The organism is Caenibius sp. WL (assembly GCF_019803445.1).
Lineage (GTDB): Bacteria > Pseudomonadota > Alphaproteobacteria > Sphingomonadales > Sphingomonadaceae > Caenibius.
This window is the reverse complement of sequence record NZ_CP081844.1, coordinates 3,430,290-3,453,343: the sequence shown is the minus strand read 5'-3', so window position 1 is coordinate 3,453,343 and position 23,054 is coordinate 3,430,290. Positions and strand designations below refer to the sequence as shown.

Annotated in this window: 25 protein-coding genes; 10 read left to right on the top strand and 15 right to left on the bottom strand. The window is 65.4% G+C overall.

Going from position 1 to position 23,054, the window contains the following annotated elements:
- Window positions 1–495: 495 nt before the first annotated feature.
- Window positions 496–756 (bottom strand): 30S ribosomal protein S20, encoded by a 261-nt coding sequence (gene rpsT, locus K5X80_RS16745; RefSeq protein ID WP_222558833.1) that lies wholly within the window; start codon window positions 754–756, stop codon window positions 496–498.
- A 159-nt stretch (window positions 757–915) separates the two neighbouring features.
- Window positions 916–1,728, bottom strand: a complete 813-nt coding sequence (gene mutM, locus K5X80_RS16740; RefSeq protein WP_222558832.1) for a bifunctional DNA-formamidopyrimidine glycosylase/DNA-(apurinic or apyrimidinic site) lyase — start codon at window positions 1,726–1,728, stop codon at window positions 916–918.
- 118 nt (window positions 1,729–1,846) lie between these two features.
- Between mutM and K5X80_RS16735 the strand changes: the two genes are divergently transcribed.
- Together K5X80_RS16735 and ubiB are read left to right on the top strand one after the other, a co-directional pair.
- Entirely contained in the window at window positions 1,847–2,578 is a 732-nt protein-coding gene (locus tag K5X80_RS16735; RefSeq protein ID WP_222558831.1) for a class I SAM-dependent methyltransferase, read from the top strand.
- A gap of 73 nt (window positions 2,579–2,651) precedes the next feature.
- On the top strand, window positions 2,652–4,211 hold the full coding sequence (gene ubiB, locus K5X80_RS16730; RefSeq protein WP_222558830.1) for a 2-polyprenylphenol 6-hydroxylase: 1,560 nt from the start codon (window positions 2,652–2,654) through the stop codon (window positions 4,209–4,211).
- 302 nt (window positions 4,212–4,513) lie between these two features.
- On the opposite strand, the gene K5X80_RS16725 is transcribed toward ubiB, so the two are convergent.
- On the bottom strand, window positions 4,514–4,912 hold the full coding sequence (locus K5X80_RS16725; protein WP_222558829.1) for a DUF4345 family protein: 399 nt from the start codon (window positions 4,910–4,912) through the stop codon (window positions 4,514–4,516).
- Between the two features lie 98 nt (window positions 4,913–5,010).
- Here K5X80_RS16725 and K5X80_RS16720 point away from each other — a divergent pair, with 98 nt between their 5' ends.
- Window positions 5,011–6,282 (top strand): bifunctional phosphopantothenoylcysteine decarboxylase/phosphopantothenate synthase, encoded by a 1,272-nt coding sequence (locus tag K5X80_RS16720; protein ID WP_222558828.1) that lies wholly within the window; start codon window positions 5,011–5,013, stop codon window positions 6,280–6,282.
- Window positions 6,266–6,730 (top strand): dUTP diphosphatase, encoded by a 465-nt coding sequence (gene dut / locus K5X80_RS16715; RefSeq protein ID WP_222558827.1) that lies wholly within the window; start codon window positions 6,266–6,268, stop codon window positions 6,728–6,730. The genes K5X80_RS16720 and dut overlap by 17 nt, the downstream gene beginning before the upstream one ends.
- A gap of 40 nt (window positions 6,731–6,770) precedes the next feature.
- Here dut and K5X80_RS16710 read toward each other — a convergent pair whose 3' ends face one another.
- Window positions 6,771–7,277: a CHAP domain-containing protein gene (locus K5X80_RS16710; RefSeq protein WP_283249328.1), complete on the bottom strand. Its 507-nt coding sequence runs from the start codon at window positions 7,275–7,277 to the stop codon at window positions 6,771–6,773.
- A gap of 303 nt (window positions 7,278–7,580) precedes the next feature.
- On the opposite strand from K5X80_RS16710, the gene K5X80_RS16705 reads away from it, so the two are divergent.
- Together K5X80_RS16705 and K5X80_RS16700 are read left to right on the top strand one after the other, a co-directional pair.
- Window positions 7,581–8,153, top strand: coding sequence for a TIGR00645 family protein (locus K5X80_RS16705; RefSeq protein WP_222558825.1), 573 nt, complete (start codon window positions 7,581–7,583; stop codon window positions 8,151–8,153).
- A 151-nt stretch (window positions 8,154–8,304) separates the two neighbouring features.
- Window positions 8,305–8,850: a hypothetical protein gene (locus K5X80_RS16700; protein ID WP_222558824.1), complete on the top strand. Its 546-nt coding sequence runs from the start codon at window positions 8,305–8,307 to the stop codon at window positions 8,848–8,850.
- A 32-nt stretch (window positions 8,851–8,882) separates the two neighbouring features.
- On the opposite strand, the gene K5X80_RS16695 is transcribed toward K5X80_RS16700, so the two are convergent.
- The 6 genes from K5X80_RS16695 to secB all read right to left on the bottom strand — a co-directional run bounded on the left by K5X80_RS16695 (window position 8,883) and on the right by secB (window position 14,932).
- Window positions 8,883–9,650, bottom strand: coding sequence for a sulfite exporter TauE/SafE family protein (locus K5X80_RS16695; protein ID WP_222558823.1), 768 nt, complete (start codon window positions 9,648–9,650; stop codon window positions 8,883–8,885).
- A 174-nt stretch (window positions 9,651–9,824) separates the two neighbouring features.
- Window positions 9,825–10,538, bottom strand: a complete 714-nt coding sequence (gene trmB, locus K5X80_RS16690) for a tRNA (guanine(46)-N(7))-methyltransferase TrmB (protein ID WP_222558822.1) — start codon at window positions 10,536–10,538, stop codon at window positions 9,825–9,827.
- Between the two features lie 130 nt (window positions 10,539–10,668).
- The gene (locus K5X80_RS16685) at window positions 10,669–11,361 is read right to left on the bottom strand and encodes a DUF4136 domain-containing protein (protein WP_222558821.1); all 693 of its coding nucleotides are present in this window, start codon (window positions 11,359–11,361) and stop codon (window positions 10,669–10,671) included.
- Between the two features lie 143 nt (window positions 11,362–11,504).
- Window positions 11,505–12,524: a tryptophan--tRNA ligase gene (gene trpS, locus K5X80_RS16680; protein ID WP_261390576.1), complete on the bottom strand. Its 1,020-nt coding sequence runs from the start codon at window positions 12,522–12,524 to the stop codon at window positions 11,505–11,507.
- A 221-nt stretch (window positions 12,525–12,745) separates the two neighbouring features.
- Window positions 12,746–14,362 carry a murein biosynthesis integral membrane protein MurJ gene (gene murJ / locus K5X80_RS16675; protein WP_222558819.1) on the bottom strand — a complete coding sequence of 539 codons (1,617 nt, stop codon included), beginning with the start codon at window positions 14,360–14,362 and terminating at the stop codon, window positions 12,746–12,748.
- Window positions 14,363–14,413: 51 nt separating this feature from the next.
- Window positions 14,414–14,932 (bottom strand): protein-export chaperone SecB, encoded by a 519-nt coding sequence (secB, locus tag K5X80_RS16670; protein ID WP_222558818.1) that lies wholly within the window; start codon window positions 14,930–14,932, stop codon window positions 14,414–14,416.
- 283 nt (window positions 14,933–15,215) lie between these two features.
- Between secB and K5X80_RS16665 the strand changes: the two genes are divergently transcribed.
- From K5X80_RS16665 to K5X80_RS16655, 3 genes are read left to right on the top strand one after another with little or no spacing between them, the layout of a single operon-like run.
- On the top strand, window positions 15,216–15,875 hold the full coding sequence (locus K5X80_RS16665) for a Tim44/TimA family putative adaptor protein (protein WP_222558817.1): 660 nt from the start codon (window positions 15,216–15,218) through the stop codon (window positions 15,873–15,875).
- A 10-nt stretch (window positions 15,876–15,885) separates the two neighbouring features.
- On the top strand, window positions 15,886–17,097 hold the full coding sequence (gene mltA / locus K5X80_RS16660; RefSeq protein ID WP_222558816.1) for a murein transglycosylase A: 1,212 nt from the start codon (window positions 15,886–15,888) through the stop codon (window positions 17,095–17,097).
- Entirely contained in the window at window positions 17,094–17,681 is a 588-nt protein-coding gene (locus K5X80_RS16655; protein WP_222558815.1) for a Smr/MutS family protein, read from the top strand. The genes mltA and K5X80_RS16655 overlap by 4 nt, the downstream gene beginning before the upstream one ends.
- 93 nt (window positions 17,682–17,774) lie before the next feature.
- Here the strand turns inward: K5X80_RS16655 and K5X80_RS16650 are convergent, their stop codons facing one another.
- The 5 genes from K5X80_RS16650 to aroC all read right to left on the bottom strand — a co-directional run bounded on the left by K5X80_RS16650 (window position 17,775) and on the right by aroC (window position 22,266).
- Window positions 17,775–17,939, bottom strand: coding sequence for a hypothetical protein (locus K5X80_RS16650; RefSeq protein WP_222558814.1), 165 nt, complete (start codon window positions 17,937–17,939; stop codon window positions 17,775–17,777).
- Between the two features lie 31 nt (window positions 17,940–17,970).
- Window positions 17,971–18,303 carry a hypothetical protein gene (locus K5X80_RS16645; protein WP_222558813.1) on the bottom strand — a complete coding sequence of 111 codons (333 nt, stop codon included), beginning with the start codon at window positions 18,301–18,303 and terminating at the stop codon, window positions 17,971–17,973.
- Between the two features lie 329 nt (window positions 18,304–18,632).
- Complete coding sequence (gene ahpF / locus K5X80_RS16640; RefSeq protein ID WP_222558812.1) at window positions 18,633–20,222, bottom strand: alkyl hydroperoxide reductase subunit F; 1,590 nt, start codon at window positions 20,220–20,222, stop codon at window positions 18,633–18,635.
- Between the two features lie 122 nt (window positions 20,223–20,344).
- Window positions 20,345–20,911 (bottom strand): alkyl hydroperoxide reductase subunit C, encoded by a 567-nt coding sequence (ahpC, locus tag K5X80_RS16635; RefSeq protein WP_222558811.1) that lies wholly within the window; start codon window positions 20,909–20,911, stop codon window positions 20,345–20,347.
- Between the two features lie 284 nt (window positions 20,912–21,195).
- On the bottom strand, window positions 21,196–22,266 hold the full coding sequence (gene aroC, locus K5X80_RS16630) for a chorismate synthase (protein WP_222558810.1): 1,071 nt from the start codon (window positions 22,264–22,266) through the stop codon (window positions 21,196–21,198).
- Between the two features lie 154 nt (window positions 22,267–22,420).
- On the opposite strand from aroC, the gene ruvA reads away from it, so the two are divergent.
- A complete protein-coding gene (gene ruvA / locus K5X80_RS16625) occupies window positions 22,421–23,038 on the top strand; it encodes a Holliday junction branch migration protein RuvA (protein ID WP_222558809.1) in 618 nt (205 codons plus the stop codon).
- Window positions 23,039–23,054: the final 16 nt, after the last annotated feature.

The following is a 23,054-nucleotide window of genomic DNA, read 5'->3' as shown; positions in this document are numbered from 1 at the left end:
TCGCCGCCGGGCATTGGTTGCTTGATCACCTTGGGCCTTGCTGCGCACCATTCCTGATCCCCCTCAAAGTGACGGCTGGCATCCAAGCCTTGCCCCCCGGCATGGCAAAAGCCTTCCCATTGCCCGAATCGCGGATTCGGACTCCGAAAGATGCCACCGTCATGTGAAACCGGATTCGTCACCGCCCCGGCGAGGGGATTTATTGAAGAGGGGAGCCCAAGGAGCAAGGGGGCGGAGTGAAAAAAATTTGAAATAATTAGATTGACTCGCAGCAAGCCCATCAACTGCGTACAAATGGCTGTTTTCCGCCATTTTTCACATGCAGCATGTGCGAATCGCGGGTTTGCCTGCGCTTTGGCGAACGGCGTGATCGGGCTTCGCGCATGCACAAGATGGCAGGTGGCATTTCGTGCAAATGCACAAAGGGCCAACGCCGTCGGCGCTGGCCCTTCGAGAGTCCATCAGGGGCGAATCACCCCCGAAACACGGTATGCTTTAGAGCGAAGCGACCGCCTTGGTCAGGCGCGAGAACTTGCGCGAAGCCGTGTTCTTGTGGAGCACGCCGCGCGCCACGCCGCGCGCCAGTTCCGGCTGGGCGGCCTTGAGAGCTTCCGCGGCAGCAGCCTTGTCGCCACCGGCCACGGCTGCTTCGACCTTCTTCACGAAAGTGCGGATGCGGCTGAGGCGGGCACCGTTGATTTCGGCGCGGCGTTCGTTGCGGCGGATGCGCTTACGGGCTTGCGGCGTATTGGCCATATCAGTCCTTCATTTGCGCCGCCTGACCGCGGCACTGTCTATCCAAAAGAATCTTGTAAAAACGCGGGGATCAGCCATGCCGCCCCGCATCGAAGCGCCGCCCTTAGCGAGAGAGTCCCGAATCGTCAACTATTCCCGGATGTGGAGGGTTCGCGCCGCTCACTTCTGGCATCGCGGGCAATACCACGTGCTGCGCCCGCCCTGCACGATCCGGCGGACGGTTCCGCCGCAGCGGCACGGTTCGCCTTCGCGGCCATAGACATGGAAGCGGGTGGCGAAATAACCGAGTTCGCCATCGGGCCGGGCAAAATCGCGCAAAGTCGATCCGCCATCGGCAATCGATTCTTCGAGCACCTGCCGGATGGCGGGGACCAGCCGCCCGAGCGCGGGGAGAGAGACGCTGCCGCCGGCCCGTTCCGGGCTGATCCCGGCGCGGAACAAGGCTTCGCAGACATAGATATTGCCGAGCCCGGCGACGATCCGCTGATCGAGCAGCAGCAACTTGATCGCCTGCCTGCGCCCGGCGAAAGCGGCCTTGAGATGACGGGCGGTCAGATCCTCGCCCAGCGGTTCGGGCCCCATCGCGGCGAATTGCGGCCATTGCGCCAGCGAATCGGTGGGCACGAGATCGAGCGAGCCGAAACGGCGCGGATCGTTGAGCGCCAGCACATGGCCCGATTCGGTTTCGAGCACGAAATGGTCGTGCTTGTCGGGCCGGGCCGGATCGATCCGCCAGCGCCCGCTCATCCCCAGGTGAAACACCAGCGTCTGCCCGCGATCGATGTGGATCAATCCGTATTTCGCCCGGCGGCCCAGCGACGAGACATGCGCCCCGGTCAAAGCCTGGACGAGATCGGGCGGGAACGGGCGGCGCAGGTCGGCGCGGTGGGCGGCCACGCGGGTGAGGCGCTGGCCCTGGAGCACGTGGGCGAGGCCCCTGACAGTGGTTTCGACTTCGGGCAGTTCGGGCATGCGGCGGGGTGATCCCTGTGTGGAGCCGGTGTGTCGGGGCGGGCCTTTGCGGCGGCCCGTCCGGTCTATGCTCCTAACACCCTTTGCCCCGGCGGCAATTCCCCCTAAAGCGCCTGCCATGAACGACACCGTTTCCTTCGGGTATGAAGAGATCGCTCCTGAGGACAAGGCCGCGCGCGTGGGCGCCGTGTTCTCCAGCGTGGCCAAGAAATACGACATCATGAACGATGCCATGTCGGGCGGCATGCACCGTTTGTGGAAGGACAAGTTCGTGCGCCGGGTGAAGCCGCAACCGGGCGAGGATATCCTCGACATGGCGGGCGGCACCGGCGACATCGCTTTCCGGATGGAGGAACACGGCGCGCGCGTCACCGTGTCGGACATCAATCAGGACATGCTGGACGTGGGCATCGAACGCGCGATGAAGCGCGGGATCGATACGCTCGTCTGGTCGCGGCAGAACGCCGAGGAACTGAATTTCGCCAGCCGCATCTTCGATGCCTATACGATCGCGTTCGGCATCCGCAACGTGACGCGGATCGACAAGGCGCTGGCCGAAGCGCACCGCGTGCTGAAATACGGCGGGCGGTTCTACTGCCTCGAATTCTCGACCACCGAATGGCCAGGTTTCAAGGAAGTCTACGATCTCTATTCGCACAAGCTGGTGCCGCAGATCGGCAAGGCGATCGCGCACGATGCGGACAGTTACCGCTATCTGATCGAATCGATCCGCCGCTTCCCGCCGATGCCCGAATTCGAACGGATGATCCGCGAAGCAGGATTCGTCCGCACGCGGGTGGAACCGATTCTGGGCGGGCTGGTCGCCATCCATTCGGGTTGGAAGGTCTGACGATGGCGGCAGGCATGCGGGCGATGGGAACGGCGCGCGCGTGCGCGCGCGGGCACGCGGGACACGCCAGATCATGACCAGCCCGGCCACGCATATCTGGCGCCTGCTCGGCTGGGGACGCACGCTCGCCCGCCATGGGGCGCTGCGCGGGATCGAACATGATCCCAACACTCCGCCGCCGGTGCGGCGGCTGTGCCGCATAGCCCGCCTGGGCACGATCCAGCCGCGCCAGCCGGACTATGCCGGGGCGTTTCTCGCCATCGGTCCGGCGGCGATCAAGCTGGGACAGACGCTGGCCACCCGGCCCGATCTGGTGGGCGAAGAAGCGGCAGGCAATCTGCTGAGCCTGCAGGACAGCCTGGCGCCGCTGCCGTTCGGGATGATCCGCGCGGCAGTGGAAGCGAGCTTCGGGCAGCCGCTGGAAAACCTGTTCGCCGCGTTCGAGCCCGATCCGGTCGGCTCGGCCTCGATTGCGCAGGTCCACCGCGCGGTGACGACGGATGGCCATACCGTGGCGGTCAAAGTCCTGCGGCCGGGCATCCGCGAACGGTTCGAGCGCGATATCGATACCTACGAATGGGCCGCCGCCCATCTCGAAGGGCTGGGCGGCGAAGCGGCGCGATTGCGGCCCAGGCTGGTGATCGCCAATTTCAAGCGCTGGACCAACCGCGAGCTCGATCTGCGCCGCGAAGCGGCCTCGGCCAGCGAACTGGCGCAGGCGATGAAGGGCTTTACCGGCTACAGCGTGCCCGATGTCGACTGGGATCGCACCAATGGCCGGGTGATGACCATCGAATGGATCGATGGGATCAAGATCAGCGATGTGGACGCCTTGCGCGCGGCGGGGCACGATCTGCCCGATATCGCCCGGCGGCTCGTGCTCGCGTTCCTGACGCAGGCGATCAGCGCCGGATTCTTCCATGCCGATATGCATCAGGGGAACCTGTTCGTGCGGCCCGATGGTTCGATCGGCGCGATCGATTTCGGGATCATGGGCCGGATCGACCGGCGCGCCCGGCAATGGCTGGCGGAAATCCTCTATGGCCTGACCACGGGCAATTACCGCCGTGTCGCCGAAATCCATTTCGAAGCGCAATACGTGCCGAGCTATCATTCGGTCGACGAATTCGCGACCGCGCTGCGCGCCGTGGGCGAGCCGATGCGCGGCAAGCCGGTGAGCGAACTCAGCGTCGGCCAGATGCTCGACGGATTGTTCGCGATCACCCGCGATTTCGATATGCAGACCCAGCCGCATCTGCTGCTGTTGCAGAAGACCATGGTCATGGTTGAAGGGATCGCCACCCAGCTCGATCCCGCGATCAACATGTGGGATGTCGCCGCGCCTTATGTCAGCGGCTGGATCAGGGACGAACTGGGCCCTGAATCGCTCGTGGCGGAACGGCTGCGTGAAGACACCGCCACCCTGATGCGGATTCCCGAACTCGTCCGCCGGATCGAGGAACGCTTCCCGCCCAAGGGCGGCGCGCCGGAACAGCCGCCTTTGCCCGATGTCGAACTGATGTGGGAACGCCGCCGGGGCGGCAAGGCAGGGGCCGGATGGCGCTATGCGCTGGCCGCCGTCGCGGGCGGGGCCGCCGTCTGGGGGGCGATAGCCATGGGCTGGCTGGGGTGAAGGCGGTGTTGCCGCGATAATCCGGGCAAGCCTTTCCTACACGCGCCGAATCTGCCTTAACCTGCGGGATGAGACGTGCCTCCTCTCGCCGCCCGCTTCACCGTCGCCGCGCCCGCCGAAACACAGGTCCGGCGGAAAGTCACACGGCGATGCCGTGGCTCGCACTGGCCCGGCCTCGCGCCAGCCCGGCAATTCCGCGGATTATCGCCCGCTTGGCCGGCGGAAGAAGGCCCGAACGGCCCGCACTTTCAGGCCGTTCTGCGTCAACCTACGCTAACGCCGCAAGCGGGGCAAAGCCCCGATCAGACGCCCACATCTTCCACGCGGTGATGCGGCAGGATCGCGCGGGCGAACAGCAGCAGCGCCGCGATCACCCCTTCGATCAGGATGGAGCTGACGAATGTGGGGCTGGGGCCATCGATTGCCGCGCTCAGCAGGCGGGCGGCCACCGCCAGCAGCATCGCCACGGCGGGCAGCAGGAGCAGATCGCCGCGCCGCTTCCACGCGCCCCAGATCATGCACACGCCCACCAGGGTGAAGAACGCGAAGAAATCGGCGCGCAGAGTGGCCAGCCCCGTTGCCCCGTTGGCCGACAGGCCGAGGCCGGAGGCCACCGATTGCGGCTGGAGCAGGAAGGACAGGCCCGACATGATGAAGAACAGCCCGCCGAGGAAGACGAGCGCGGTGACGGCAAGACGCATGTGATGATCCCCTCGTATATGTGCACGGGTTGTTGCGCGATCATCGGGCGAAGTAAAGCGGTTGCGCCCGCGGGCGTTGCGCTGCACAAGCCGCAGCTATGACAGCGCCACGCATTCTCTTGATCGTTGGGGGCGGGATCGCGGCCTATAAGGCCTGCGAGCTTGTCCGCCTGATCCGCAAGGGCGGCGGTTCGGTGACTTGCGTGCTGACCGATGGCGGCGCGCAGTTCGTGACCGCGATGACTCTTGCCGCCCTGAGCGAAAACCCCGTCCACACCACGCTGTGGGATCTCAAGAACGAAGCCGAAATGGGCCATATCCAGCTGAGCCGAGAGGCCGATCTGGTGGTGGTGTGCCCGGCCACGGCCGATCTTCTGGCGCGGATGAGCGCGGGGCTGGCCGACGATCTGGCAAGCACGCTGCTGCTGGCGACGGACAAGCCGGTGCTGGCGGTGCCCGCGATGAACGTGCGCATGTGGCTGCACCGGGCGACACAGCGCAATGTCGCCTGGCTGCGCGAATCCGGCGTGACGGTGATGGAGCCTGACGAAGGCGCGATGGCCTGCGGCGAATACGGCCCCGGCCGCCTGCCCGAACCGGAACGCATCTGGCAGACGATCCGAACGATGACCGATGGCAAGGCGCAGGCCCCTGGCGTAGCCGGGGATGTGGCGCTGGCCGATCCGCTGGCAGGCCAGCCCGATTTCGACGGGCAGCCGGAACATCGCCCGCTTTACGGCAAGCATGTGCTGGTGACCGCGGGCCCGACGCACGAGCCGATCGATCCGGTGCGCTATATCGCCAACCGGTCTTCCGGGCGGCAGGGCTTCGCCATTGCCGGATGGGCCGCCGCGCTGGGCGCGCGGGTGACGCTGGTCGCCGGGCCGGTCTCTCTGGCCACGCCGCCGGGGGTGGATCGGGTGGACGTGGAAACCGCCATCGAAATGGCCGCAGCGGTGGACGCGGCGCTGCCCGCCGATGCGGCGGTGATGGTGGCGGCGGTGGCCGACTGGCGGATCGACCGCGCCGCAGCGGTGAAAATGAAGAAGCAGGGCAACGAACCGCCCGCGCTGCGGCTGACCGAAAATCCCGACATTCTGGCCGGGCTGGGCAAGAGCCCGCATCGGCCGGGGCTGTTGATCGGGTTCGCGGCGGAAACCAACGATGTTATCGCTTATGCCCAGGGCAAGCGGGAACGGAAAGGCGCGGACTGGATCGTCGCCAATGACGTATCGGGCGATGTGATGGGCGGCACGCGCAACCGCGTGCATATCGTCACCGCGCAAGGGGTGGAAAGCTGGGACGATATGCCCAAGGGCGATGTCGCGCGCCGGCTGGTGGAACGGATGGCCGATGAACTTGCAAAATGATGTGCCCGTCAGGGTAAAGCGCCTGCCGCATGGGGAGGGGCTGGATCTGCCGCGCTATGCCACCGATGGCGCGGCGGGCATGGATGTGCTGGCGGCCGAAGATGTCACTTTGCCGCCGGGCGGCCGCCATGCGGTGGCCACCGGTCTGGCGCTGGCGATTCCCGAGGGGTATGAAATCCAGGTCCGTCCGCGCTCCGGCCTGGCGCTGAAGCACGGGATCAGTCTGCCCAACACGCCGGGGACGATCGATTCCGATTATCGCGGTGAATTGAAAATCATCATGATCAATCTGGGGGAGGCGGCATTCGCCATCATCCGGGGCGATCGCATCGCCCAGCTCGTACTGGCCCCGGTGGTCCGGGCGGCGTGGAACGAAGTGGCCGATCTGGACGATACCGTGCGCGGCGCGGGCGGGTTCGGCTCCACCGGCGGGCACGCCGCGCTTTAGCGGTTTCGCCGCAATGCCCGGACTGGCCGGGCGGTATCCGTCAGCCGCCGTTGGGCAGGGTGATCGTGGCGGTGCTCGCCGCAGCCAGCGTGGTGGCCGGGATATCGATCATAGGGGCGCTGCCGGCGGCATCGTCATAGATGAAGCCGAACGTCGGGTTGGTGCGGATGCCGAGGCTGCGCGTCGGGGCGAACCACACGCGGACCGAGCTCCAGTCACCCCGTTCCGAAACGTCGACCGCCAGCGCGGCGCGCTCGATCATCCCGGGGCGCGACCAGTTGGCATGGTTGAGCAGGAGAGTCCGGTCATCCACGATCTTGGCCACGGTCGCCACATGGCCATAGGGCATTGCGCGGGTCGCCTGGAACGCCAGCACCGCGCCGACTTCGGGCTTGTTGCCCCGGCGATAGACGCCTTCGGCCTGGCCCCACCAGGTCTTGGCATTGCCGTGGATCTGGATGTTGGACACCGAACGGGCATAGGGCACGCATTGCAGGACACCGGCGATGGCCGGGGTGGCCATGCCGCCGCCGAACGTGGCGGCCATCGCGGCTGCGATCAGTGCGGATTTCGCGCTGGCTTTCGATTTCGCTGCAAGTTTGCGCAGGAAATCGTGCGCCGATTTCCGCAGACCACCGATTTGCACGCCGAACCCTCATAACCGTTCCCGTTGCGGCGATGGGTATGCGAAGGGGCCCGGAAAGGCACTCCCCGAGGAGGTGATGTATCGTATCTTACAAACGGTTCATCTCGAAGCGGCGGGATAAGTCGCTTGCCCGGCCCGCTTGATGCAATTTTTTACAGAAAATCCAGGTGCCGTCCGGCCCGCATCGCATTAGCTAGGCGCGCTATGACACCCAAAGATGATTCTTATTCCCCTCTCCGTCCGCTGCCGCTGCTGATTTTCAGTTCGCGCTGGCTGCAATTGCCGCTCTATCTCGGGCTGATTGTCGCGCAGATCGTCTATGTGTTCCTGTTCCTCAAGGAGCTGTGGCATCTGGTGACGCATGCCGCCGCGTTCGGCGAACAGCAGATCATGCTTGTCGTCCTCGGGCTGATCGACGTGGTGATGATTTCCAACCTGCTGGTGATGGTGATCGTCGGCGGCTACGAAACCTTCGTTTCGCGCCTCGGCCTGCAAGGGCACCCCGATCAGCCCGAATGGCTCAGCCATGTGAACGCCGGGGTGCTGAAAGTGAAACTGGCGATGGCGATCATCGGCATTTCCTCGATCCATCTGCTGCGCACGTTCATCGAAGCCAGCCATATCGGCATGCCCGGTTCCAAGATCACCGCCGATGGGGTGATGTGGCAGACGATCATCCACAGCGTCTTCATCCTCTCGGCGCTGGGCATCGCTCTGGTCGATCGCATGGCGCAGGTGCGCGCGCCGCACGGCCCGCAGCCCGCCGATCACAAGTAGTCCGTTCGACCCATCGCCATAGGCCAAAAGGGGGCGCGGTATCGGTATGCCGCGCCCTTCTCACGTCCGGGCCCAATGATCTTCCCGCTTCTCCGGGTTTGCCCTTAGATGATTCGCACCGGGGGGCAGCGTCAGGAGCAGGAGACAGATCGTGAGTGCACTTTCAACGCCCGCCGAGGCCGAGCGGCTGATTGATGGCACCCCCGAACAGGAAGGGGGGGAGCCGGCCGGGGCGCTGTCGCTGGCGCTGCAATTCTGCCGGGCCAACGCCATGTCGCTCGCTCGCCTGCAACTCGCGCTGAAAAGCGGGGACCGGCAGTGCGCGCTCGAAGCGATGGACCGCCTGCACGCGCTGGACACCGAGATGGAGCGGCTGGTGCAGCGCCTGCCGCGTGCCAGAAGCGACGATCAGGAATGGGGCGCGATCGAAAAGCATCTGGCGGATCAGAAGCTGGCGATCTCGTTCGAAAAGCTGGCGCTGGTCAGCGAAATCAGCGGGCCGGGGGTGGTTTCCCCGCCGACGCTCCTGCCGCCCGAAGCGGTGGAACTGCCCGCATCGCTGGCCGAAACGGCTGAGTATGCGCCTGAGGAAACCGGGCGCAAGCCGATCCCGATGGGCACGATCATCGGCTTTCTGCTGGCGTTCCTGACCATGGCGGCGATGGCGGCGGCGGCCATGGTGATGACGTCGCTTTAAAGCGCGGTCCGCCGCGTTCGCGGATCAGGTCCTTATCCGAAAATCGCGGTGTAAACGCCGTAGCCGCTCGTCGCGCTGAGCACGATGCCGACCATCACCAGCATCCATTTGGCGGGAAAATGCTTGGCCGCGAAAGCGCCGAAAGGCGCGGCGGCCACCCCGCCGATCAGGAAGCCCAGCGTCGCCCCGGCCAGATCGGCCACGCCGAGATGCCAGATGAAAGCGGCCGACACCGTGACCGTGAGAAAGAATTCGACCGAATTGACCGTGCCCACCACTTTGCGCGGTTCGGCCCCCTGGACCAAGAGGTTGGAACTGACCACCGGCCCCCAGCCGCCGCCGCCCGCTGCATCGAGAAAGCCACCGAACAGACCGAGCGGGGCGACATATTTCGCTTCGCGCGTCTTGGGCGGATAGGCGAGGCCGCGCCACAGCAGGTAGATGCCGATGATCGACAGATAGGCGAGAACGAACGGTTTGATGATCCCCGCATCGATCGAACTGAGCAGATAGGCCCCCGCCAGCCCCCCGATGATCCCCGGCACCAGCAGGCGGAAAAACAGCTTCTTGTCGATATTGCCGTGCAACAGGTGGCTGATGCCCGATGTCGCGGTGGTGAAGCATTCCACGATATGCACGCGCTGCGAGGCGAGCGCGGGCGGCACGCCGAGCACCCCCACCATCAACGCGTTGGAAATCACGCCGAAAGCCATGCCCAGCGCCCCGTCCACCAGCTGCGCGGCAAAGCCGACGGCAATGAACGGCCAGAGCGAGGCCAGATCGAAAGAGCCTAAATCCATCGCGCGGCGTTGCCGTGGGGCGCGGGCTTAAGGAAGGGAGAATTTAGAAAGGGGGCAGAAGCGGAACTTTAGGGCCGAACGGATGAGGTCTCTGCAAACGGTGGTTCGACGGAACGGCCCGTCGCCACGCCGGACGCGATTCGGCATCGCCACGGCCCTTGCCCTCCTGTGCTCTCAGCGCCGCCGGAAGCGGAAATACCACACTTCATGGCCCAGCCGCCGCGCTTTCGCCTCGTAGCGGGTTTCGGGCCAGCCGCCGGGGCGCGTCTGCCAGCTTTGCGGGCCTTCCACCAGCCATTCGAACTGGTCGGTATGGCGGCGCATAATCATCAGCGCGTGGCGCAGATAGACCGGATGATCGGTGCCGAAGCGGAATTCGCCGCCGGGGCGCAGCTTGGCCCCGAACATGTCCACCGGGCCGTCGTTCATCATCCGGCGCTTGGCATGGCGCGCCTTGGGCCAGGGATCGGGATGCAGCAGATAGAGAAAGGACAGCGCGCCATCGGGCACGCGGCGCAGCACTTCCAACGCATCGCCATGGTGGATGCGGACATTGCCGACCGGCGGATGCGCGCCGTTGTCGCCGCTGACGTGAGTCAACGCCTGGGCCACCCCGTTGAGAAACGGTTCGCACCCGATGAAGCCGTGATCGGGCAGCATATCGGCGCGCATGGCCATATGTTCCCCGCCGCCGAAGCCGATTTCGAAATGCAGCGGGCAATCTTGTCCGAACAGGCGCTCTGCCGTGACCGGGCCTTCTTCCGGCACGGCGATCTGTGGCAACAGCGTGTCGACCAGCGCCTGCTGGCCGGAGCGTAGCGCCTTGCCCTTGGCGCGGCCGTAAAGGCGGTTGAGCGTGGTCGGATCGCCGGGTTTGTGTGCCGTCATGCGCGGGCCTGTAGAGCGATTCCGGCGCGGAGGAAACCGTCTGCCCAAAAGATCGGCGATGTATGAACGCCAACGAAAAAGGCGGGCCCTTGCAAGGCCCGCCTTTCGCGAAACGGATAGGCGCAGCGCTCTAGTTGCTGGGCGAACGCCGTGCCGGCTGGTCTTCCGGCTTGATCGTGATGCGCACCGTATCGCCCGAGTGGCCGGGGAAATCGGTGAACATCGCTTCCACCAGATTGGGGACCAGATATTGCAGGCGGTTGGAGGTCGACACCGCTTCCGCCCGACCTTCGAACAGCCGCGCGCCATCCTGGGCCCGGTCGATCTTCAGTTCGATATCGCTGGTATAGACGGTGTAGCTTTCCACCCCGCGATCGAACCACGGATCGTTCCAGCCATAGCTCCACGCGCCGCTATAGTAGGGGCGATAGCCCCAGCCGCCCCAGTAAGGGCGATAGCCGTACCACGGCGAATAGAACGGATCGCGCCCGATCCCGGTGGAGCGGACCCGTTCGCGCCCGCGGTCAACGCCATAGTCGAACCGGACCAGCATCGTGGCCTTTGCGGGCGAAGCCGGCTGATAGCCGAGCTTGGCCATCTGATTTTCGACCAGACGCGCGTATTGGGCGAATTCGAGGCCGCCCGCGAGCGCGGGGTCGTCGGCGATTACGGCGAAAGTCTGGCCTTGCGGTGCGGGCAATTGCGACTGGAAGCGGGACACGTCCGCCTTGAACGGCGTCGCGCACGCGGTGACGGCCAGCAGCAACAGCCCCGCCGCACTCATTTTCAACAGCCGACCCGACCCGGTTTTACCGTTCTTCATTTTGGTCTCTCCATCAACCGGGAATCGTCCCGGCTCTGACGTGCACCCGAAAGCGCAATTCGTCGATGCATAGCATCAGTTTATCGCTTTGCGAGTGAATGGCCGTTGAATGACCCATTTCGGGATTGGTTCCTGTGCGGGGGTCAGCGCCCCCGTACCAGACCCAGCGCCTTGTAGGCCGCATTCAGCGTCGGACGGGCGATTTCATGCGCCCGCAGCGCCCCGCGGGCGAGAATCGCGTCGAGCGCTTCACGATCGGCTTTCAGTTCGGTGAAGCGCTGGTTGATCGGGGCCAGCTTGGCGACCAGCAATTCGCCCAGCGCGGGCTTGAACGCGCCGAAGCCCTGGCCGCCGAAATCGCGCAGCACCGCTTCCCTGCCGGTGCCTGCCATCACGGCATAAATGCCCACCAGATTGGCCGCTTCCGGGCGCCCTTCCAGCCCGGCCAATTCGGACGGCAGCGGTTCGGGATCGGTCCGGGCCTTGCGCACTTTCTGCATGATGGTGTCGGCATCGTCGGTCAGATTGATGCGGGCCATGTCCGAGGGGTCGGACTTGCTCATTTTCGCGGTCCCGTCGCGCAGCGACATGATCCGCGCCGCTTCGGGCGGGATGATCGGTTCGGGCAGCGTGAAGACCGGCGCATCTTCGGCGCAGAAATCGTTGTTGAACTTCTGCGCCACATCGCGCGCCAGTTCGAGATGCTGCTTCTGGTCTTCGCCCACGGGCACGTGCGTGGCCTGATACAGCAGCACGTCGGCGGCCTGCAGCACGGGATAAGTGAACAGCGCGACCGAAGCCCCCTCGCGGTTCTTGCCCGATTTGTCCTTGAACTGGGTCATCCGGCTCAGCCAGCCCATGCGGGCGGTGCCGTTCAGCAGCCATTGCAGTTCGGCATGGGCGGGGACCTGCGCCTGGTTGAACAGGATCGAGCGTTCCGGATCGATCCCGCAAGCGACCAGCGCGGCGGCCATTTCCAGCGTGGCCGCGTGCAGTTGCGCCGGGACATGCGGCATCGAAATCGCGTGCAGATCGGCCAGGAAGAACAGGCACTGGCTGCCTTCGGCCATCGCATCCTGCATCTGCACCCAGTTGCGGATCGCGCCCAGGTAATTGCCGAGATGGAGATTGCCTGTGGGCTGGATGCCGGAAACGATACGCATGGCTGGGACTTTCATGGTTTGCTGATGTCAGAAAACGGGGTTGGGCGTGCCCCTATGGCCGGGGCACCGGGCACGCGCGCTCAGCGCGGGAGGCGCGATGCGGCACGCCATCGCCAAGCCGCGCCGACGGCCGCGCGCGCGGCCCGGTCGTGCAGGCTGGGAAAGGGGAAACGGCGTTGCATGGAAGGCGCGCATATCACAATTCGCGCCGCTTGAAAGCCTTACTCGGCCTTGCCCGCATCCGGGCCGGGTTCCGCGGCGGCAGGCTTCGCCACGCGGCGGCGGCGGAGCTGGGCGATCAGATCGCGATCGAGCGCGCCGGTCAGCCATGCCGTGCCGAAGAATGTCACCAGCCCGAGCCCGACCAGCGCGCAGAGCGACCATGCCCGTTCGAAGACGTTGCCGCCGTAATGACCGGCAAGCAGCGGCATCAGGAAATAGAGCGCGGCGCCCATCACGGCGGTTGCGATCAACTGGCGGGCCACCATCCCGGCGAGGCGGGGCGTCGCATGATACCAGCCGCGCGCGTGAAGCACGGAATAGAGCAGCAGCACGTTGAGCGTGGCGGTGAAAGCGGTGGCGGCGGCAAGGCCGACAATGCCGTATCGCGGCACGACGTAGAAATTGATCGCGATGTTCACCAGCAGCGAGAACGCGGCGATCCACACCGGGGTGCGGGTATCCTCCCGGCTGAAGAACGCCGGTTGCAGCACTTTGACCAGCACATAGGCCGGCAGCCCCGCCACCAGCGCGCAGACGATCTGCGCCATCAGCGCGCCATCGGCGAGCGTCATCTTGCCGCCGACGAAGAACGCGGTGACGAACGCGGGCGCGCAGATGGCAAGCGCGGTGGCGGCGGGCAGCGTCAGCAGCAGCGCCATCGACACCGCGTTGGTCTGCAGCCGCTGCGCCTCGGCGCTGTTGTCGGTCTGGATATGGCGCGCCAGCATCGGCAGGATCGCGGTGCCCAGCGCAATGCCGACGATGCCCAGCGGCATCTGGTTCAACCGGTCGGCATATTTGAGCAACGTGAGCGAACCCTGAGGCAGCGACGTGGCGAAGAACGTGTCGACGAACTGGCTGATCTGATAAATGCCCGCGCCGAACGTGGCGGGCAGGATCAGCATGCCGAGCTTCTTCACTTCGGGCGTCAGGCGCGGCACGTGGATGTGCAGGCGCACCCCGGTGTGCCGCGCGGACCACCACAGATAGAGCAGTTGGGCAATCCCGGCGACAGTCACCGAACAGGCGAGAGCGATGGCGACGATCCGGTCGTCGCCGCCTTCGCCGCGCAGGAACCAGCCGACGATGATGCCGGTGATCAGCACGATGTTGAGCAGGACCGGGGCAAACGCGCCGGGCCCGAAATGGGACCGAGCGTTGAGCAGGCCCGACAGCATCGCCACCAGGCTGATCAGCATCAGATAGGGGAACGTGATCCGGCTGAGCAGCACCGACAGTTCGAATTTGCCCGGCACTTCGGCGAAATCGGCGGCCAGCAGCCAGACGATCAGCGGCATGGCGATCATCGCGATGGCCGAGAAGGCGAGCAGGACCCAGACGAACACTGCCAGCACATCGTCGGCGAACTTGCGCGCGGCATCCTCGCCGCCTTCGCCATGGAGGGCGCGCGAATACATCGGCACGAAAGCGACCGAAAAGGCCCCTTCGGCAAACAGCCGGCGGAACGTGTTGGGCAGAATGAAAGCGAGCTGGAACGCATCGGCCGCGAGGCCCGCGCCGAGGACACGCGCCATCAGCATGTCCCGGACGAAGCCGAAGACACGGCTGATGGCGGTCAGTCCGCCGATCGTGCCGACATTCCTGACGAGGCTCACGTCAGGCCTTTCCCTCTGCGCGCATCATATGCCCGCCGGATGACGGCAGGCTCAGGCCTGGCCTGCGGGCGAATCACCAGCGGCCTGTTCTTCCTCGAACCGCTGCTGGAGCTGCTGGATATAGAGACCGTTGAAATCGATCGGATCGAGCATCAGCGGCGGATAGCCGGCATCGCGCACGGCATCGGCGATCACGCGGCGGGCGAAGGGGAACAGCATGCGCGGCGCTTCGGCATAGATGAATGCGTGAATCTGCTCGTCCGGCAGATTGCGCATGCCGACCAGCCCGCAATAGGACAGTTCGACCAGGAACGCGGTGCCGCGTTCGGTCTTGCTCGACACCGAAATCTTCAGTTCGACTTCGTGGATTTCTTCGTTGACCTGCTGCGAGCCGATGTTGAACTGCACATCGAGCTGCGGCTGATCCTGCCACTGGAGCGATTCCGGGGCGTTCGGGTTCTCGACCGAAAGATCCTTCACATATTGCGCGATAAGCCCGGCCGCCGGTTCGTTGTCGGCGCCATTGGGAGCGGAATTGAGATCGGTGAGGACGTCGCCTTCTTCGGCCATGATCGAAACTTTCTTCTGGTTGCGGCGGCGGATGTACCGCCAACTCTCTCGGCTGGGGCGCGTAGCATTCCGTGCGCCGGGCCGCAACGGCGGTGAAAGTGCGGGGCAGGGGGTAAACCGCATTTCGCCAGCGGTGGGCCGACGAGCTGTGGTTTGCGGGCGACGTTTCATGCGATTCCGGCCGTCAATCGGTTGTTCATTTGAAATCCGCACCTATTTAAGGCACTCTATGGAAACACGTGGGGCGGCTGCGCCCCCGCTTCAAAGTACGATCGGGAATCTCGTGGTTGTAGAAATCGTCATCCTCGCCATGATCGCGGCCTTTCTGGGGCTGCGCCTCTATTCGGTGCTGGGGCGCCGGGCGGAGCATGAGGAGGAAGTGATTCCGACCCGCTTCGACCAGCCCGAACGCGAAAGCGGCGGGCGCAATCTGCCGCCCGCGCGGCCCATGTCGGCCCCGCACCGCCCGGTGGAATTGGCCGGTGTGGCGGGCCCCGTGGAACAGGGGCTTCGCGCGATTGCTGCGGCGGACCGGTCTTTCGATCTGCAGGCTTTCCTCGGCGGCGCGCGCGGCGCCTATCAGGCGATTCTCGAAGCCTTCTGGCGCGGGGACAAGGACGAATTGCGGCTGCTGTGCACGCCCGATGTCTATGACAGTTTCGCCGCGGCCATCGATGCCCGCGAAGCGGCGGGCGAAGTGCTCGACAATCGCCTCGTCCGGGTCGAGGAAGTCACGGTGCAGTCGGCTTCGCTCGATGGGCGCACGGCGCGAATCGCAGTCGGTTTCACCGCCGATATTGCCGCCGTCACGCGCGACAAGGATGGCACGGTGATTGCCGGTTCGCTCGACGATGCGGTGGAAAGCCGCGATATCTGGACATTCGCCCGGTCGGTCGATGCGGCTGGCCCGGACTGGTTGCTCGAAGAAACCGACGAGGCCTGAACTCGTGGCGGTGAGGGGGGCGGCACGCGGCCTTAGCGCCGTTTTCGCGCTTTCGTTGCTCGGTGCCTGCGTCAGGCTGGTTCCCGAGGGCGGCGGTGCGCCGCGTCCTTCCGTTACCCCGCCGCAGCCGACACAGCCCGTTACCGGCAGCGCGCTGACCAGCGGCGTCCGGCGCGGCCCGGCGATCGGTTCGCTCGGGCTGACGCAGGCGGGGGCAGGGCAGGCGCTCGCCTCGTTCGTCGAAAGCTGCCCGCGCCTCCTCTCCCGCAACGATGCCAGCGGATTGACGCGCAGGGAAGACTGGCGGCAGGCCTGCTCCGCCGCCAGCACATGGGGCCGGGGCAACGCGGCCTCTTTCTTCGCCACCCATTTCGAAACCGCCCAGATCGGTGACGGCAACGCGTATGCCACCGGCTATTACGAACCGGAGATCGCCGGTTCGCGCGTGCCCTCGGCCGGTTACAATGTGCCGGTCTATGCCATGCCGCCCGATCTGGTGCGCGGCTGGTATGACGACATGCCGCAGACGGAGCGGACCGGCAGGCAACCGCTCGGCCGCTATGATGCCAGCGGCAGATTCGTGCCCTATTTCGAACGGGCCGAGATCGAGAACGGCGTGCTGGCGGGCAAGGGGCTGGAAATCGCCTGGGCAAAAGATCCCGTCGAATTCTTCTTCCTCCAGATTCAGGGCTCGGGCCGGTTGCGCCTGCCCGATGGCAATGTGATCCGCATCGGCTATGCCGGGCAGAACGGCCGCGAATATGCCGGCGTCGGTTCGCTGATGCGCGAACGGGGCCTGATCGGCAGTGGCCCCGGGCAATATCCGGGATCGATGCAGGGGATCATGGCCTATCTGCGGGACAATCCGGAACAGGGCCGCGCGCTGATGCGCGAAAACAAGAGTTGGGTCTTCTTCCGCATTCTGGAAGGCGACGGGCCGCTCGGCGCGCTCAGCGTGCCGGTGCGCCGCCGGGCCTCCGTCGCCGCCGATCCGGCTTTCGTGCCGCTGGGCGCGCCGGTGTGGCTCAAGCTCGACCGCGCGGAAGCGAACGGCCTGTGGGTCGCGCAGGATACCGGCGGTGCGATCAAGGGGGCCAACCGGTTCGACACGTTCTGGGGCGCGGGTGAAGACGCCCGGCGCATCGCCGGGGGGATGAGCGGGCGCGGACAGGCGCTGATCTTCTTGCCACGCGGAGTGCTCGCCCGTATCGGCGCGAAATGAAAGCGCCGCGCGGGCTGACAGCAGAAGAAGCCGCCTTATGGGAAAGACTGGCCGCAACGGTTGAACCGCTGCCGGGCAAGCGCCGCCCCGCGCCATCGGCAAGTCCGCCGCAACCCGCCCGCCCAGTGCAGGAAAAGGCCGCGAAAGCGCCGCCAGCCCCGAAAGCGGCCAAAGGGCGCGCCGTTCCCCCGCCGAAAGCCATGGCGCGGCCTGCTCCGGCGCCCGTGCCGCTGGACCGGCAGGGCCTCGATACCGGCTGGGACCGCAAGCTGGCGCGGGGCACGGCCGCCCCCGATTTCACGCTCGATCTGCATGGGGCTTCGCTCGAAATGGCCTACACCCGGCTCGATCACGGGTTGATGCAGGCCAAAGCGATGGGCGCGCGGGTGGTGCTGGTGGTGACAGGCAAACCGCGCGGCATGGCGGCGGCGGACCGCGGTGAACGGCGCGGCGCAATCCGGGCCAAGATCCTCGACTGGCTGGCCGCCGGTTCCCACGCCTCCGACATCGCCGCCATCCGCACCGCCCACCGCCGCCATGGGGGCGAGGGCGCGCTCTATCTGGTGCTCAGGCGGCGGCGCTGAGGAGCGCGGCCAGGCCGGATTGGCCTTCGTGACAGCCGTGGTGCCTGGCAGTACGAAAGCCGGGAGACGCCAGAGCGTCTCCCGGCTCGTTACTTAGTGCTGCATATCCTTGTGTTCGGCGTGGTTTTCGCCAGTCTTGTCACAACAGCAGCAGCCATCCTTCATGCTTTCACAGCAGCTCTTGTGGGCCGGTTCTGCCGCATGGGCGGCAAGCGGCGCGGCCAGCGCGATTACCAGCCCGAGGACGATTTTCTTCATTTGAAACTCCTTTGAAAAATTAAACGTGCAATTAGGCGCGCTCGCTTCGAGGAGGTTCGATTTCAGGGTCGGGCAAGACACCCTTCAATGGCTTGACCAGCAGCCGTACCAAGGCCGCTGGCGCCACAATCTGGCGGGCCAGCGTGGGGGCTTCGTGATCGAGGCCGATGCAGGCTGAAGTGCAGGGGGGATGCGATGCCGGGTCGAACTTTTTCATCGGCATGGACTGGTCGCAGCCAGCCATGGCCATCGCCTCCGTCGTTCTTGCCATGCTGGCATTGCAAAGCGGGCTTCCCGGGCCTGCCCCCAAGAGGAGCGCAACCGCCAGCGCGATCAGAATTCTATGAAGGCGCAGTTTGGACATTGCCGTTTTCTATGACATTTTGGATGAGGATCAAGCGCTGGAAGCGTCTGGAACGCTTTCCTATCGGGGCGGGGTGGCGTGGCATGTAAGATGAAGCAGCCGCTTCTCAGCCTAGGCCTGTCCAAGACTGTGGGCCGACATATGCTCAATCCGTCAGCAAGCTTTGCGGATTTGATATGGTTGCCACTGGTGCTCACAGTCAGGTTCGGCCAGCCGTGGCGCGCGGCCTTCGGCGGGCTCAGGCTGAGCGGGCGCGTAGAGAAGCCGCAGGCGGTGAAGCAATCCGGAGCAACCTCCGAAGCGCCTCACCGCCCGCATGCCCGCCGCAATCAGGCGGCTTGGGCGATTTCGTCCGCGGGCTGGGTGCGGATGATGTAGTCGAAGGCCGACAGCGCCGCCTTGGCCCCTTCGCCCATCGCGATCACGATCTGCTTGTAGGGCACGGTGGTGACATCGCCCGCGGCGAAAATGCCGGGGATCGAGGTCGCCGCGCGATCGTCGATCACGATTTCGCCGCGTGGGGTCAGGTCCAACCCGGAATCCTTCAGCCATTCGGTGTTGGGCACGAGGCCGATCTGGACGAACACGCCTTCCAGTTCGAGCGCGTGCTCCGCGCCGCTATCGCGATCCTTGTAGGCAAGGCCGGTGACCTGTTCGCCATCGCCAAGCACTTCGGTGGTCTGTGCGGACACGATGATGTCCACATTGGCCATCGAGCGGAGCTTGTCCTGCAGCACCTGGTCGGCGCGCAGTTGCGGATCGAATTCGATCAGCGTGACATGGCCGACGATATTGGCGAGATCGATCGCCGCTTCCACGCCGGAATTGCCGCCGCCGATCACCGCTACGCGCTTGCCCTTGAACAGCGGGCCATCGCAGTGGGGGCAGTAGGCGACGCCGCGGGTGCGGTATTCGAATTCGCCCGGCACGCCCAGATTGCGCCAGCGCGCGCCGGTCGTCAGCACCAGCGAACGGGCCTTGAGCGAGGCGCCGTTGGCCAGCACCACTTCGTGCAGGCCGCCAGGCTGCTTCGCCGGGATCAGCTTTTCGGCCAGTTGCAGGTTCATCACGTCGATATCGTATTCACCGACATGCTGTTCCAGCTGGGCGGCCAGCTTCGGCCCTTCGGTATAGGGGACCGAGATGAAATTCTCGATGCCCATGGTGTCGAGCACCTGTCCGCCGAAGCGTTCGGCCGCGACTCCGGTGCGGAAGCCCTTGCGCGCGGTGTAGATCGCCGCTGCCGCCCCGGCGGGGCCGCCGCCGACCACGAGCACTTCGAACGGGTCCTTGCCGGCGATCTTTTCGGCCGCGCGGGCACCGGCGTTGCTGTCCAGCTTGGCGATGATCTCAGCGATTTCCATGCGCCCGTTGGCGAAGGGTTCGCCGTTCAGGAATACGGCGGGCACCGCCATGACCTTGCGTTCCTCCACTTCGTCCTTGAATGCGCCGCCTTCGATCAGCGTTGCGGAAATGCGCGGGTTGACCAGCGCCATCAGCGTCAGCGCCTGCACCACGTCGGGGCAGTTGTGGCACGACAGCGAGAAATACATTTCGAACGCGTAGTCGCCATCCAGCGCGCGGACCTGATCGATCACGTCCTGTTCCACCTTGGGCGGGTGGCCGCCTGCCCACAGCAGCGCGAGCACCAGCGAGGTGAATTCATGGCCGAGCGGCAGCCCGGCGAACGTCACCGACGCGGCATGATTGCTGGCGCGGCGGATGGCGAAGCTCGGCTTGCGGGCATCGTTGCCGTCGAAGCTGGCGGTCACCTTGTCGGAAAGACCGGCGATCGTGGTGAGCAGCTCGCGCGTTTCGGCCGATTTCGGATCGTCGCCCAGCGAGGCGACGAGCTCGATCGGCTCGCGCAGCATGCCGAGATATTGCTGGAGCTGTTGCTTCAAATTGGCGTCGAGCATGACATCTTTCCTGAATTGTTACGGATGGCGGACGCAAAACGGCCCGGGGCTGAGGGATGTGGTAGCCCCGGGCCGCCGAGACTGCCCGCGCGGGGCGGGCAGTTGGGCAGGTGATCCGGGGATCAGATCTTGCCGACGAGATCCAGCGACGGGGCGAGGGTTTCGGAACCTTCTTCCCACTTCGCCGGGCAGACCTGGCCGGGGTGCGCGCGGACATACTGGGCGGCCTTGATCTTGCGGACCAATTCCGACGCGTTGCGGCCAACGCCTTCGCAGGTGATTTCCATGACCTGGATCACGCCGTCGGGATCGACCACGAACGTCGCGCGGTCGGACAGGCCCATCGATTCACGCAGCACGCCGAAGTTGTTCGAGATCGTGTGAAGCTGATCGCCGAGCATCGGGAACTTGATCTTGCTGATCGCCGGGCTGCTGTCGTGCCAGGCCTTGTGGCTGAAATGCGTGTCGGTCGACACGGCATAGACTTCCACATCCATGCCCTGGAGTTCGCTGTACTGGTCGGCCATGTCTTCCAGTTCGGTCGGGCAGACGAACGTGAAATCGGCGGGGTAGAAGAAGAAAACGGCCCACTTGCCCTTCACGTCGCCTTCGTTGACGTCGAAGAAACCCTTGCCTTCCTGGAAGGCCGTCGCGTTGAACGGCTTGATCTCGGTTCCGATAATACCCATCGTGTGCTCCGTCGTTTTTGGATTGAAATTCGGTGTGCCCCAAATAGGCCCTGCGGCCTCCAAACCCAAGCGGTAAATGCCGATAAGTTTGATTGAGTAAATCAATCAGTCGAGAAAGATCGATTTTTGCGATAAATCAATGCGCGTGCGCAAAGGCGCAGGCGGCCGGGAAAGCCTGTATCGAATGATCGATACGCTATCGTGGCGATAGGGGGCGTTAATGCGCCCATACTCGTCATTCCCGCCTGCGCGGGAATGACTAGGTATCTTCCGTTAGAGGCGTGTCACCCGCACTGCGCGCGGTGGAGCAGCTTGTGATCGGCCAGCACCAGCGCCATCATCGCTTCGACCACCGGCACGCCGCGAATGCCGACGCAGGGATCGTGGCGGCCCCGGGTGAAGATTTCCGATGCCTCGCCATCGCGGGTGATCGTTTCCACCGGCGTCAGGATCGAACTGGTCGGCTTGAAGGCCACCCGCACCGTGACGGGCTGCCCGGTGGAAATGCCGCCCGCGATGCCGCCGGCATGATTGTCGAGGAACTGCGGCTTGCCGTCCGCGCCGGGGCGCATCCGGTCGGCGTTCTGTTCGCCGGTCAGCCGCGCGGCGTCGAATCCGTCACCGATTTCCACGCCTTTCACCGCGTTGATCCCCATCATCGCGGCGGCGAGATCGGCGTCGAGCTTGCCATAGAGCGGGGCCCCCCAGCCTGCGGGAACGCCCGTTGCCACGCATTCCACCACCGCGCCCAATGAGGAACCGGCCTTGCGCGCGGCATCGACCAGCACTTCCCACCGCGCCGCCGCCGCCGGATCGGGGCAAAAGAACGGGTTTTTGCCGATTTCGGCGAAATCGATCGCGGCGCGGTCGATCGCATCGCCGCCGATTTCACTGACGTAGGCCACGATCCGCACTTCGGGCACGATCAGGCGGGCGACGCCGCCTGCGGCCACGCGCGCGGCGGTTTCGCGCGCGCTGCTGCGCCCGCCGCCGCGATAATCGCGCAAGCCGTACTTGGCGTCATAGGCATAGTCCGCATGGCCGGGGCGATAGGCCTTGGCCACTTCGGAATAATCCTTGGACCGCTGATCGACATTCTCGATCATCAGGCTGATCGGCGTGCCGGTGGTTCGGCCTTCGAACGTGCCCGACAGAATGCGAACCTGATCGGGTTCCTGCCGCTGTGTGGTGAAGCGCGACTGGCCGGGACGGCGCGCATCGAGGAAGGGCTGGATCAGGCTCTCGTCGATGGCGAGGCCTGGCGGGCAGCCGTCCACCACGGCGCCCAGGGCGGGGCCATGGCTTTCTCCCCAGGTCGTAAAGCGAAGGACGCGGCCGAATGTGTTCACGCTCATGGCGGCGCTATTGTCGGAAAATCGCCGTATGTCCACGCCCAAACCGCATGGGGTGGCGGGGCGGTGGCCACGGCGGCGGGGATTTCGCGCCAAGCCCTCTGGTAAAATGCCCGCTACTGGGGCAGGAACAGAACATGACCATGAGGCGCTTCCCATGATTGCCAAGCTCAAGGGCCTGCTGGACGAAACCGGAACCGACTGGGCGATTATCGACGTGCAGGGGGTGGGCTATCTCGTCCATTGCTCGGCGCGCACGCTCTCGGCGCTCGGCAATGTGGGCGAAGGGGTGACGGTGTTCACCGATCTGCAGGTGTCGGAAAACGACATGCGTTTGCTCGGCTTCGCCACCAGTGCGGAACGGGACTGGTTCCGCCTGCTGACTCTGGTGCAGGGCGTGGGCAGCAAAGTCGCACTGGCGATCCTCTCTGCGCTGTCGGCCGATGAACTGCGCGCGGCCTGCGCGGCGGGCGATGCGGCGATGGTGGCGCGGGCCAACGGCGTGGGGCCGAAACTGGCGGGCCGGATCGTCAACGAATTGAAGGAAAAGGCGGGCGGCATGCCCGGCGGCGGCGCGCTTGGCGGCGCTGCCATGGGCGGCATGGTGATCCATCAGGCCGGCTCCGCCAGCGCCGATGCCGTCTCCGCGCTCGAAAACCTTGGGTTCAAACCGGCCGTGGCGGCCTCCGCCGTCGCTCACGCGCAGGGCGAACTGGGCGAGGACGCGGGGCTGAACGACCTCGTGCGCGTGGCGTTGAAGAGGGCGGCGGGGTGATGGTTGCTGCTATCCG